Source organism: Rhodococcus sp. NPDC059969 (assembly GCF_042738325.1).
Classification (GTDB): Bacteria; Actinomycetota; Actinomycetes; order Mycobacteriales; family Mycobacteriaceae; genus Rhodococcus_F.
The window spans coordinates 44,464-56,900 of the sequence record NZ_JBHWUF010000005.1; the positions used below are offsets into that span (position 1 = coordinate 44,464).

13 protein-coding genes are annotated in these 12,437 nt (G+C 61.4%); 10 read left to right on the forward strand and 3 right to left on the reverse strand.

All coding sequences use genetic code 11. The features are described 5' to 3' along the window. Positions 1–46: 46 nt before the first annotated feature. The gene (locus ACFWAD_RS15990) at positions 47–454 is read right to left on the reverse strand and encodes a DUF5997 family protein (protein WP_317553060.1); all 408 of its coding nucleotides are present in this window, start codon (positions 452–454) and stop codon (positions 47–49) included. Positions 455–510: 56 nt separating this feature from the next. On the opposite strand from ACFWAD_RS15990, the gene ACFWAD_RS15995 reads away from it, so the two are divergent. The 7 genes from ACFWAD_RS15995 (at position 511) to ACFWAD_RS16025 (ending at position 8,432) form a co-directional block, all read left to right on the forward strand. Further along, on the forward strand, positions 511–1,359 hold the full coding sequence (locus ACFWAD_RS15995; RefSeq protein WP_378545431.1) for a LysR substrate-binding domain-containing protein: 849 nt from the start codon (positions 511–513) through the stop codon (positions 1,357–1,359). 120 nt (positions 1,360–1,479) lie between these two features. Beyond that, positions 1,480–1,788, forward strand: a complete 309-nt coding sequence (locus ACFWAD_RS16000; protein ID WP_378545434.1) for a hypothetical protein — start codon at positions 1,480–1,482, stop codon at positions 1,786–1,788. Beyond that, entirely contained in the window at positions 1,785–4,151 is a 2,367-nt protein-coding gene (locus tag ACFWAD_RS16005; RefSeq protein ID WP_378545437.1) for a hypothetical protein, read from the forward strand. The genes ACFWAD_RS16000 and ACFWAD_RS16005 overlap by 4 nt, the downstream gene beginning before the upstream one ends. Next, positions 4,141–4,968, forward strand: a complete 828-nt coding sequence (locus tag ACFWAD_RS16010) for a hypothetical protein (protein WP_378545440.1) — start codon at positions 4,141–4,143, stop codon at positions 4,966–4,968. Before ACFWAD_RS16005 ends, ACFWAD_RS16010 begins: the two co-directional genes overlap by 11 nt. 101 nt (positions 4,969–5,069) lie before the next feature. Further along, positions 5,070–6,431, forward strand: a complete 1,362-nt coding sequence (locus ACFWAD_RS16015) for an FAD-binding oxidoreductase (protein WP_378545443.1) — start codon at positions 5,070–5,072, stop codon at positions 6,429–6,431. Between the two features lie 389 nt (positions 6,432–6,820). Further along, positions 6,821–7,366, forward strand: coding sequence for a response regulator transcription factor (locus tag ACFWAD_RS16020; RefSeq protein WP_378545446.1), 546 nt, complete (start codon positions 6,821–6,823; stop codon positions 7,364–7,366). A gap of 181 nt (positions 7,367–7,547) precedes the next feature. Beyond that, entirely contained in the window at positions 7,548–8,432 is an 885-nt protein-coding gene (locus ACFWAD_RS16025) for a ScbA/BarX family gamma-butyrolactone biosynthesis protein (protein ID WP_378545449.1), read from the forward strand. Between the two features lie 41 nt (positions 8,433–8,473). Here ACFWAD_RS16025 and ACFWAD_RS16030 read toward each other — a convergent pair whose 3' ends face one another. Next, positions 8,474–9,118, reverse strand: coding sequence for a ScbR family autoregulator-binding transcription factor (locus tag ACFWAD_RS16030; RefSeq protein WP_378545452.1), 645 nt, complete (start codon positions 9,116–9,118; stop codon positions 8,474–8,476). A gap of 86 nt (positions 9,119–9,204) precedes the next feature. On the opposite strand from ACFWAD_RS16030, the gene ACFWAD_RS16035 reads away from it, so the two are divergent. Then, positions 9,205–10,047 carry an NAD-dependent epimerase/dehydratase family protein gene (locus tag ACFWAD_RS16035; RefSeq protein WP_378545455.1) on the forward strand — a complete coding sequence of 281 codons (843 nt, stop codon included), beginning with the start codon at positions 9,205–9,207 and terminating at the stop codon, positions 10,045–10,047. A 49-nt stretch (positions 10,048–10,096) separates the two neighbouring features. On the opposite strand, the gene ACFWAD_RS16040 is transcribed toward ACFWAD_RS16035, so the two are convergent. After that, positions 10,097–11,056 (reverse strand): hydrogen peroxide-inducible genes activator, encoded by a 960-nt coding sequence (locus tag ACFWAD_RS16040; protein ID WP_378445800.1) that lies wholly within the window; start codon positions 11,054–11,056, stop codon positions 10,097–10,099. Positions 11,057–11,284: 228 nt separating this feature from the next. On the opposite strand from ACFWAD_RS16040, the gene ACFWAD_RS16045 reads away from it, so the two are divergent. Both ACFWAD_RS16045 and ACFWAD_RS16050 read left to right on the forward strand, forming a co-directional pair. Continuing rightward, on the forward strand, positions 11,285–11,872 hold the full coding sequence (locus ACFWAD_RS16045; RefSeq protein ID WP_003942119.1) for a peroxiredoxin: 588 nt from the start codon (positions 11,285–11,287) through the stop codon (positions 11,870–11,872). 2 nt (positions 11,873–11,874) lie between these two features. Further along, positions 11,875–12,414, forward strand: a complete 540-nt coding sequence (locus ACFWAD_RS16050) for a carboxymuconolactone decarboxylase family protein (protein WP_003942122.1) — start codon at positions 11,875–11,877, stop codon at positions 12,412–12,414. Positions 12,415–12,437 lie beyond the last annotated feature (23 nt).

Here is a 12,437-nt window from a genome sequence, read left to right on the forward strand (position 1 = left end):
TGCGCCTTTTCGGTAGTCGGCGCTACCGAAAAGGCGCACAGGGGCGTTAGCCCCTCTTTGCTTTTCGCGGCTGGTTGCGACGGGCTGCGTGCTTTTCCTTGATCCGAACGTTCTCGGCCCGCACGTCGGCCTGAACAGCGCGTTCCTTCTCGAGCCACTCGGGCTTCTCTTCGAGGAGAGCGGCGATCTGATCCGTGGTGAGTGCTTCTTCGACGCCACCGCGAGCGAGGCCGGCGATCGAAATGCCCAGCTTGGCGGCGATGACCGGGCGCGGGTGCGGTCCGGTGCGTCGCAGCTCCAGCAGCCACTCCGGCGGATCGGTCTGCAGAGCGGTCAGCTCGTCACGAGTCACGTCGCCTTCCTGGAACTGCGCAGGTGTTGCTTCCAGGTACACACCCAGCTTCTTGGCAGCCGTCGTCGGCTTCATCGTCTGGGGAGTTTTGTTCGACGTCATGCAACAAGAGTAACCAGCCGATACGGGTGCTTTTACCAAGGCGGTAGCCTTGCCTGGTGACAGACGCGGATAGTCAGGCAATTTTTCGACTCGCGTACGCCCCGGGGGTGACGCCCACCAAGTGGGTCCGGGTGTGGCACGAGCGACTCCCCGAGGTGCGTCTGGAGCTTGTTCAGTTCCCCGTTCTCGGACTCGAAGCGGCGCTTCGCGCAGGTGAAGCAGATGCAGGTTTGGTTCGCTTGCCGATCGACCGGACCGGTATCAACGCGATCTCCCTGTACGCGGAAACCCCAGTGGTGGTGGTACCGAAAGATCACGTATTCACCGCTGTCGAACAAATCTCCGTCGACGACTTGGCAGACGAAATAGTGCTCGATCCGCTCGACGACAGACTCGACTGGCCGACACGTCCAGGCAAGGCCGCCGCCGAAAGACCCGCGAGTATCGCCGATGCCATCGAATTGGTAGCCGCGGGCGTCGGCGTAGTCGTTGTTCCCCATTCGCTGGCGCGGTTCCACCATCGCAAGGACCTGACATTCCGTCCGGTGGACGGTGCACCCGAAGCTCCTGTGGCTTTGGCATGGTTGGAGTCCAAGACCACAGATCTGGTGGAGGAACTGATCGGCATCGTGCGTGGGCGCACGGCACAGAGTTCCCGCGGCCGGAACGGTGAGCCGGCCGAAAAGATCAAGGGCTCTGTCAAAGCAAAGATCGCGGCCCGCGAGCGTCGCGCAGAAGCTGCGAAGAACGGTCAGAAAGCAAAGGGCGCCGGCACCGCAAAGAACATTTCCGGCCGCAACGCCGGTTCCGGCAAAGCCAAGGCCGGTGGCAAATCGGGTAGCGGCAAGTCCGGCGGGACCAAGAGTTCGGGTGGCCGGTTCTCCGGAAAGCAGAAGGGCCGTTAGGGCTTTCACACAACCCCCTCGACCGCGAGGACGATGACGCACCCTTCGAGGTCGGGTCATCTGGCATGCTCTATCCTCGATTCACTGTGATCTCGCAGATGAATTCGGGGGGATTCGTTCATGGGTGTGGATACTTTTTCAGCTGATCCAGCCGAATTGGCAAGTGCTGCGGAGGGGCTGACGGCATCTGCCGAGGAACTCGGTGGATTCTCGGCTTCGGCGGCCGCTACCGCCGCATCGGCCGGAGCCGCCGGGTCGGCGTTCGCTGCAGCCATAGCCGACAACGTCGTCACCGTCGACGAACTCGGCCGCGCAATCGGAGCGGGGATCACTGCTACCCGCACGAAACTGGAAAACTCCGCACGAGAGTTCGCCCGGGTCGACATCGCCAACGGCGCACGGATCGAGGATTCGGGAGACGTGCGATGACACTGTCGATCTCGCAGATCCGATCCTGGAATCTGGACGCCCTCGACAACTATGCCGGCTCCCTGGGCCGCGGGCATGACGTATTCGACAGCAACGTCGACATCGCGCACCGAATCATGGACACCGCAACCAGCAATTGGAGCGGCAGCGCGGCGACTGCAGCGTGGGATTCGGCAACGCAGCAGCATGCCTTCGGGCGAGACGCCGTCGCGATAGTCGGGGACGCCGGGCGCTGTGTCGCAGCGCAATCGGCAAACCTCCGGTACGCCCGCGAAACACTGGTCAGCCGCGTCGACGACGCGAGCGCCGACGGTTTCACCGTCTCTGACGACGGTTCAGTCACCGCGACGCCCGCAACTCTGGCGAGCACGGATCCGCGCAAGGTAGAAGCCCGCCTCGAATATCACTCGTGGCGCATCGGCACGGCACTCACGGACGTCGACGAGACCGACGCGAGCGCCGGCAGAATCCTCAAGGAGATCACCGCCGCAGGCACCTCGCTCATCGACCGCAAGGCCGATTTCGGGATCCCCGATGCAGCGTCGACCACTCCTTCACATCACGTTCGGTTCGATGGTCAGGGAGCCCACGACTCCGACATTCTCGCGCAGTCCCCAGGCGCAACACCCGAGAGCGAGGCGGCCAAGCAACGGTTGATCGCCGCGACGACCTTCACTCCGGAACAACAAGCGCAACTTGCTGCCGGCGGGCCCGTGGTCGTCGACCCAGAACAACTCGCCTACCTACGTGAGTTCTACGCCGATACCGACCTCGACGAGCTGAAGGATATCGGTGCAGGAGCCGAAGGATTCCGCACGGTCAACTTCCCCGATGCGAATGTCCCCGCCGACGCGCGAATCACCAGCGCTCTCGCCTCGGGCATGTTCATCGTCTCCAATCCCAACGTCACCGACGGCAACGGCAACGGCAACATCGGCAACGGGGGCAGCCTCGACAACCTTCCGCCAGACGTCCGCAAAATCTTCAGCGACCCCGCGTACAGCTCGCAACTCCAACCCGGCGGGTACTCCACCACCGTGAACGTCAACCATTTCGACGATTCGAATGCCCTCACGGACATACTTCGAAATGCAGACCCGGCGACACAATCCGGCAGCGCTTTGAGTTCTGCACTGCTCGATCGCAGCGCAGATCTCGCCCCTCTCCAATCGCAAACTTCATCGAGCGCCCCGATGCGATTGGTCTTCGACGACGACGGCCGGCCCGTCAGCAACGATGAGCTCGACTCCAGCCTCACCAAAGCCCTCGACGTTGCCACTCGGGACATACCTTCGAACGCCAACTTCCTCACCACCCCCGCTCATCAGGACGACGTGGTGAATCTGTTCACCCGCGAATGGAACGATGACGGACGAGCCGTCAGCGGCCTCACCGATTGGATCGGGCCCGACGCCACCAACTCCAACCCAGCTGTTGCCGAACGGGCCGGCGCCTCTGCCCTTGCACTCGCCCACAATCTCGCCGACAACAAAGGTGCCTACCTCGACATCGCCGGCCTGGACAACAGATCCGTCGGAGAAGTGAATCCCGCGTTGACGCAAACCATCGGTTCCGCGGTGACCCCGTACATCGGGAATCTCGTCGGATTGGAACCCGATCAAACCGGTACCCTCGGTTTCGAAAATCTCGATGCCTACGACGACAGATTCGCCAATGCAAAATCGGTGATCGCGATCATCGACAGCGACCCCCACGCAGCCGCACGTTTCAATGCGAACATGCTCGGAGCCGCGGGCCAACTCCAAGGGACCTTCGTCGAAACCAGCATGAGCGGAGACCTCGCCGCGGGTTCTTCGCAATATGCAATATATGCGGGACGCGTCCAGGCACTGATGGACGGTGCTCTCGAGGAAGAAGCCCTCAACCGAACCGGTGACGCTGCGGCGGCGCAACAGGACATCATCAGCAGACGTGGGAAAACATACGACGAACTCGGTTGGCTGATTTCCGGCGGTGTTGCCATGATCCCAGGCTTCGGACCACCGACCAGCGTTGCAGTCAGCATGCTGGGAGTCGAACTCAAAGATCACGTCCTGGGCTCCCCGGTCGAAGTTCCTCCGGCACAACTCAACTTCACAGACCAGAGTTCGGCTTCGACGACCCTTCTCGATTACCGATTGGTTCAGGCACTCGACAACGCCTACGGGACTTCGGATTTCCGCGCCCTGAACGAATATCGTGTCGATGGTGATCCGAGCCGGCCACTCAGTCCATTGGACCCGGAATCCACGAGCACCAGCACAAGACTCGACGGTGCTCTACAAGACTATTTGAGATACCGCGGTTTCAATCGCGACACCTTCATGACCAATTTGAGGGACGGACTAGACGATGTCGGATAAGTTGCTCATCAATGCACGGCGCCGAAACAGCTACCGTGCAACGGTTCTCGCATTGACATTCATCCTCGGGCTCGGCATCGCAGGTTGCTCGCCGTCGGAAAGTGGCGAAACACTCACAGCCGCAACCACACCAGCAGCACCAAGTGTCTACACGCTGCCGAGCTACATGACCGACTACCGCAACCAATGGATCGCAGATCCCGGCACCGATCTCTTCAGTGAAGAAGGCACCGTCGTCCGAGCATTCGTAGAATCCGACAACATAGTCAACAGCAGCGGCGATACAGCACAGGCTTACCCCGGTTTCGCGCGAGCTACCGAAGACACCCGCGGAACGGTCTCGAGCGATCGCCGCTACGTGAGCGCTCCAGACGTACCACCCCGCACCTACCGAGGTACAAGTTTCAACCGAATACTGAGTATTCAAACAATCACCGCTGGGTATCCGGGCGATTCCACTGTCGTCGCCTACGTCTGTGCCGACGCCTACGACACCGACTTCGACGGCCGACAACCGGATTGGTTCCGACCAATGAGCGCCAGCTACGAGATACGGATGCACAACACGGCGCCCACTCCGACAGACGCCGCCTACCCCCGGTTCGAAGGACCGCGCGATGCCCCCGCAAGCGACATCTTCGGCGGCTGGGTCTTTGACCAATTCACCAGCTCCACCAGCAACCGCGAACACAAGGACGAGTGCTACGACTGGTTCGAGTCCCGTCACGACCAACGATATTCCAGATTGAGCACCGACTTCACCCCACCCCTCGTCCTCCCCAACTACCCCGGCTGGCCAGAAGGTGCGGCCCGGTAGGGGCCAGGGCAACGGTGCCGCGCCCAAATCTGACCAAGTCAGGACCTCAGCGGCGCTGCGGGACGCATGATGGAGTGATGACGGTTGAAAATTCTCACGCCATGGACGAACTTGTAGCAGCGCTCCCCGAGGGAGCCGTCCTGCTGGATCCGGACGTGACCGCGGGCTACCGCCAGGACTGGGCCGCCGACCCGGCCGCGGGCCACCCCGCTGCCGTGGTTCGCGCAACGTGCACTGAAGACATCCAAACCGTGATGCGATGGGCAACCGCCCACCGCGTTCCGGTGGTTCCCAGAGGCGCAGGCTCGGGCCTGTCCGGTGGATCCAGCGCCGTCGACGGTTGCATCGTTGTCAGCACCGAGCGAATGCGAAAGATCACGATCGACCCGGTCGCCCGGGTGGCGGTTACTCAGCCCGGCTTGATGAACGCCGAGGTCAAGAAAGCCGCCTCAGAGCACGGACTCTGGTACCCACCCGACCCGTCATCCTTCGAAATCTGTTCCATCGGGGGCAATGCAGCTACCAACGCCGGTGGGCTCTGCTGCGTCAAGTACGGAGTTACCACCGACTACGTTCTCGGACTTCGGGTCGTCCTGGCAGACGGGACAGCGGTCAGCCTCGGTGGCCCACTTCTCAAAGACGTTGCCGGACTCTCACTCACCAAACTGTTCGTGGGCAGTGAGGGCACTCTCGGCATCATCACGGAAATCACGTTGCGTCTGATTCCGGCACAGCCGCCCACATCGACCGTCGTGGCCTCGTTCGACTCGGTGCAAGAAGCTGCCGACGCAGTCTTGGCGATCACCAGCAACATGCGTCCGGCGATGCTCGAGTTCATGGATCATGCCAGCATCAATGCCGTCGAGGATTCGGTGCGCATGGGTCTGAACCGCAAGGCTCACGCATTGCTGCTCGCGCAGTCCGACGCACCCGGCGCGGCAGGCGTGCTGGAAATCGAGACCATCGTTCAGGCATGCGAAAACAACGGAGCCACCGAGGTATTCGCGACCGACGACCAGGCCGAAGGTGACGCGTTTGCGGCGGCTCGGCGAGCCGTGTTCCCCGCAGTGCTCGCGATGGGGAGTCTGCTTCTCGAAGACGTGGGCGTTCCCATGCGCGCACTCCCCCAGTTGGTGACCGGCGTCGAAGCCATCGCCGACGACCTCGACGTCCTGATCTGCACGGTCGCGCATGCCGGGGACGGAAACACACACCCGCTCATCGTGTTCGACCCCGCCGACCCGGATATGACGGAACGCGCACAGATCGCTTTCGGACGGGTGATGGATCTCGCCATTGCCCTCGGTGGCACGATCACCGGCGAACACGGGGTCGGCCGGCTCAAGCGCGACTGGCTGCCGTCCCAGTTGGGTGAAGACGTCATGGCCCTCAATCGCAAGGTCAAGGATGCCCTCGACCCGCTGGGAATACTCAATCCCGGAGCAGTGATCGCCGCAAAGTAACAAAACTCCTCGATTCCAACTTCCGGGACGCCGCGGAATCAATTCGCCGCGACTCAGAAGCCCTGTGGTGCAACGACTCGTGAAATCCGCCCAAGGCCCAGGCCGGCACTCCGTCGAACGCGCGAGTTTCTCTGGGCGGACGGGCACGTCCGATATCGCTGTTACCGGCGTCGCGCAGGGGTAGCCCGCCGACGAAACCACGCTGAAACCAACGGTTTTGGTTGCGCCATGACGAGAACGCAGCGGACTGGACTTCCACCGGTGGTGTAGTCGCTATGACGCACACCAACACAGTCACCGTGTACACCACTCATAGCGATCTAGGGTTCGCCAGTGCAATCGCTGCCGGAATCAGCGCCAGGACTGATTACGGGCCACACACCGCAGACATGAGTCTGCTAGAGCACCACACCAGCGATCACGGTAGAGCGCTTGTTCTCCTACCATTCGGGGGCGTCGATTGGCAGGTGAAGGAGCTCGCCGCACTCGAGGGATCGATCCTGGTCGGCGATCTCAGTGGCGGCCACTCCATGGTTCGGGGGCTCGCGGCGGGCGCCCACACCGCGCTCAACTCTCAACTACCGTTCGCATCGCTGCTCGATGAGCTGCAGGCCGCTCTCGACCCCAATTCCACTCAGACTGCACACGACAAGTCCGCTCTCGTACAACGCATCCGGTTGCGCACCGAAGAAACCGCACGAATCGGCAGTCTCACCGATCGCGAGTTCGAAATCGTGGGACTCCTCCACGGCGGTTCGAATATCGACTCGATTGCCCGAACCGCCCACATTGCCCCGACCACGGTTCGCGCCCACATCCGAAGCATCTTGCAGAAGCTGGGGGCGCACTCCCAGATAGAGGCCTGCGGGATGTTCCACCGCTCCGGTCACGACGCACGCAGACAACCACTGGAACTTCGGATCGGACGCTTCTAGCAGGAAGTGCCCCAGCCACTCATCGAGACGGGCGCTCATTGAGACGGACGCTCATCCCGATCGAGTTCGACCTTCGCAAAGATCGTCAATTTTGACGATTCGACGACGTCCCCGAACGTCGAACATTAGGTCCACCACGACACCGAAGCCTCGAGTGAACATCGAAAGGTGCATTCAATCAATGGAATACACACGCACAGTGCCGCGCCATCTCGTCCACAGACATGCTGTTGCCGAGGTTTTCTTGACGGACTACCGGCCCGAATCGAACTCGGGGTACCAGGTTGCTGTTCAACTCCCGGTCTCGCACCGGATATTCGACGCATCGAGCGAGCAACACGATCCGCTCGGGGTGGCAGAAGCATTTCGACAGGCAGTGGTGCTTCTCTGCCACACCCGATACGACATTCCACTGCACTACAAGTTCCTCATGGAAACATTCAGCTTCGAGATGTTGGATGCACTCGACGTGCAACCAGTAGCGGAGCCGTTGAGTTTCTCGATGACAGTGGACAACCTCACCCACCGCGACGGAGCGGTCTCGGGCGTCGATGTATCCGGAATCCTCCGAGAAGGCGCTCGGCACGTCGCCAAGTGCAACGCTGTCGCGCGAGGAGTCAGCCCCGAGGGATACCGCCGAATTCGGCGGGGACGCGAAGATCACCGCCAAAGCCAACGCATCCTTCCCACCGGAACCGCGGTGGTCGGATCGGACCGAGTCGGACGCTTAACCGATGGAGATGTGCTCATCAGCACTGATCCTGCTCGGCACACGATGTTCTGCTCTCCAGATCCGCGCAACCACTCCCTTTTCGACCACCCCGTCGACCACATCCCAGGAATGATCCTTTTCGAGGCCGCTCGACAAGCCGTGCGATACCGCATCGGCAACCCCGCAACAAGTATCGCCTCACTCTCGGCGGTCTTTCCAAGGTTCACCGAATGGGAAACGCCGTGCGAGGTGTCAACGACCCCCCTTGACACCTCAGGCCATGTGCACCGCGTTCGGTTCACTCAAGAACGGGAAACCACCGCGGAACTTGAACTTACAGTTGCGAACCAATGATGAGAGAGGGTGAACACGTTCTTTTCGTCGCGTCGTCCACGTCACACGCTCGGAGCTTCCCACTCTCGCGGTGCAAGCGACGCCAGCTGCATGACATGCGCCAACTTGTCCTCGCGGACGATAGTTGGCAACACCAAGTTCCACATCTGATTCAACCGCTCGTACAGGTCGGTTCGGCCCGTCAGCATTTCCGAGAGAATCTGCACTCCCGTGAACGATCCCACGACAAACCGAGCCAACGCGTCGATGTCGGTGCCCGGGACGATATCGCCGGCTTCGGCCGCTTGGGTTGCCACCTGCTTGATAGCCTCGATCCAGTCGAGGTACGGCTGTTCGATGGGACCCTGAATACTGCCGATCTCCATCGTCAAACGCATGCCACCTCGCGCGATGGGCTCGGTCACAAGCTGCCGAGCCATCTCCTGCGAGACGAGCACCAAGGTTTCGACCGCGATGTCGGAATGCGCAGCAACCCGCCGGGTACCCTCCATCGCCATACCGTGCTGGGCAGCAATGACCGCGTGCGCAAGCTCCTCCTTCGACGCGAAATGAAAATACATCGCGCCTTTGGACACACCCCCATGCTGCAAGATCGTGCCCAGACTGGCGGAGTACCCGAACTTCTCGAAGCTCTTCGCAGCACCCAAAATGACGGCCTGGCGCGTGAGGACCGCACGCTCCTGCATGATCAACCCAGCTCTCGTTGCCAACGGAATGTATCTCAACGATACGTCGAAAGGCCCGGCAGCAACGCTCTCGACACGGACACACCGTGACGACTTTGGTACTCGGGGCCACTGGTTTCATCGGCTCGGCGGTGATGAACCAGCTAATTTCCCGGGACGGAAACGCTGCAATCGGTTTCGTTCGCACGGAGAACGCAGCCGAACAACTCAGCCGCTACGGTATTGCCGCCGCGATCGGCGACATCAACGACAGCGCTTCTCTACGAGGTGCAATGAGTCAGGCGTCTACCGTCATCTGTTGCGTGTCGTACGTGGGCGACGACGAACAACAGTGCGTTCACGTCAACCAACACGGCATACGGAACGTTGCGTCGGTCGCCGCCGCCGTCGGCGTCGAACGGCTGCTCTACGTCAGCACCGCGGCCGTCTACGGGCCAGGCCCCTTTCGAGACTTGCCGGTCGACGGCGCACCTCTCAAACCACACTCACCTGCCAGTCGCACGCGCGCTCTCGCCGAGCAGTTCGTGCGCGACGCCGGAGGCCTGGTCATCCGGCCCCATCTTGTGTACGGAACCGGTGACAGATGGTTTCTGCCGACACTGACGCGAATTGTCTCTCGACTCGACTCGATCATCGACGACGGTAATGCGGTCCTGTCAGTAGTCGACGTAGACCTACTCGCGCGATCTATCCACACACTGTCGACAGAACAGCAATTTCGCTACGGCTCAACACTTCACGTCAACGAACCTGCCCCACGGACAGTCATCGACGTTCTCGAGCACCATGCGCGGGAGACCAACTGGACTCTGCCTCAGAACTCTATCCCCCGCGCCGACGCAGTGAACGCAGCTGCCCAGCTGGGTCTCGACATGCACCAGATAGACATGATCAGCCTCGATCACTGGTTCCGGTCGAGACTGTATTGATCCTGCGGCGTCTCCGGAGCCCAACCCGGAAAATATCGATCCGACTGGATCAAACAGAATCTGCCCCGGCGACAATCGCGGTGCGATCGAGGCACTTCTTACCCGGCGCAACAGATTTCACCAGCTCAGCCAGCTGGCGGAATCCTTCTGCTCGACCACTCGAAGAGCGGAACACGACGCCGATCGTGCGACCTGGAGCCGGCGACGCGAAGCGCGCCGTCGACAAATCCCCGCGTCGAACCTCCACTGCAACAGCAGATTCCGGGACCAAAGTCACCCCAAGTCCCCCGGCCACACACTGCACGACCGTTGCGAGGGAGGTCGCCCGCGTGTCACCGGCAAGAGGATGAGCGTCTACGGAACGGCACAGATCCAACGTCTGATCACGCAGGCAGTGGCCGTCGTCGAGCAAGAGCAACGGCAGCGCGTCGAGCACGTCCGCCGTGAGATCGACGCGTCCGGCCAAGGAATGATCGTTCGGCACGACCATCACAAAATCCTCTTCGTACACAGGAACTTCCACCAGGCCGGGTGTTCCGGCGGGTAACGCCAACACAGCGACATCGAGCGCTCCCGATCGCAGTGCATCAAGCAAGCGCGCCGTTTGATCCTCGACTATTTGCGGCGCCAACGACGGCAACTTCTCGCGTAGCTCGGGCAGCAACCCCGGAAGGATGTAGGGCGCAACGGTGGGGATCAGCCCGATGCGTAGCGGACCGGTCAGAGAGTCGCCGGAGCCGGCGGCGCTCGCGACAAATCCATCGGCAGCTTCGAGAATCTGCTTGGCCTGACCGAGTAGGCGCTGGCCGTCCGCGGTCACGAGCACGCGTCGGGTACTGCGCTCGATCAGTTTGACTCCCAACCCCGCCTCGAGAGCCGCCAGCGCCTGCGACAGTGTGGGTTGGCTCACACCGGAACGTGCTGCGGCAGTACCGAAGTGCCGATACTCCGCCACCGACACAAAGGCACGCAGCTGTGACAAGGAAGGTTGATAAGTCTGATCAGACATGCCTATCAGTGTAGTGCCACCCATCACCTTTACCTTTTGAACGGTTTGATGCAGAATGGACTCATACCAAAAAGCGCCGGTCACAACCTCGGCATTTCAGTCGAAACCGTCCGACCCGCTGACGGTGACAAACCCTCTCGATCCAGCACGTTCGGCCGTCACAATCCGAACAGCCAGATCGTGTGCGAAGAAATTCCTGTTCACGAGACACGTAGGAGAATGAGACACATGGCTCTGCTCACAATCGGCGACCAGTTCCCCGCTTACAACCTCACGGCTGTCATCGGCGGCGACCTGTCCAAGGTCGATGCCCAGCAGCCCGATGACTACTTCACCACCGTCACCAGTGACGACTACGCAGGCAAGTGGCGCATCGTCTTCTTCTGGCCCAAGGACTTCACCTTCGTGTGCCCCACCGAGATTGCTGCATTCGGCAAGCTCAACGAAGAGTTCGCAGACCGTGACGCTCAGGTCCTCGGCGCTTCCGTCGACAACGAGTTCGTGCACTTCCAGTGGCGCGCACAGCACGAGGAGCTCAAGACCCTCCCCTTCCCGATGCTCTCGGACCTCAAGCGCGAGCTTGCCGAGGCCACCGGCGTCCTCAACGCTGACGGCGTTGCAGACCGCGCGACGTTCATCGTCGACCCCAACAACGAGATCCAGTTCGTCTCCGTCACAGCCGGTTCCGTCGGCCGTAACGTCGACGAGGTTCTCCGCGTCCTCGACGCTCTCCAGAGCGACGAGCTGTGCGCATGCAACTGGAAGAAGGGCGACCCGACCATCAACGCCGGCGAGCTCCTGACTGCGAGCGTCTGAGTATGAGCGTCGAGAACCTCAAGAACTCGCTTCCCGAGTACGCGAAGGACCTCAAGCTCAACCTGAGTTCCATTGCGCGCACGACGGTCCTGAACGAGCAGCAGTTGTGGGGAACACTCCTCGCAACGGCCGCAGCCACCAAGTCTGCGTCCACGCTCAAGGAGATTGCATCCGAGGCTGCCGACAACCTGTCGGCAGAGGCGTACAACGCCGCTCTCGGCGCAGCGTCGATCATGGGCATGAACAACGTCTTCTACCGCACCAAGGGCTACCTCGACGGTAAGTACGACGATCTTCGTGCCGGCCTGCGGATGAACATCATCGGCAACCCGGGCGTCGACAAGGCCGACTTCGAATTGTGGTCGCTTGCAGTGTCCGCGATCAACGGCTGCAACCACTGCCTCGAAGCTCACGAGAACACCCTCCGCCAGGAAGGTGTCGACCGCGAGGTCATCTTCGAAGCAATCCGCGCCGGTTCCATCGTCGCGGGCGTCGCACAGGCTGTCGAAGCCAACGAAATCCTCTCTGCCGCACAGGTCTGATCCTCGTACCTGACTGCAGTTCG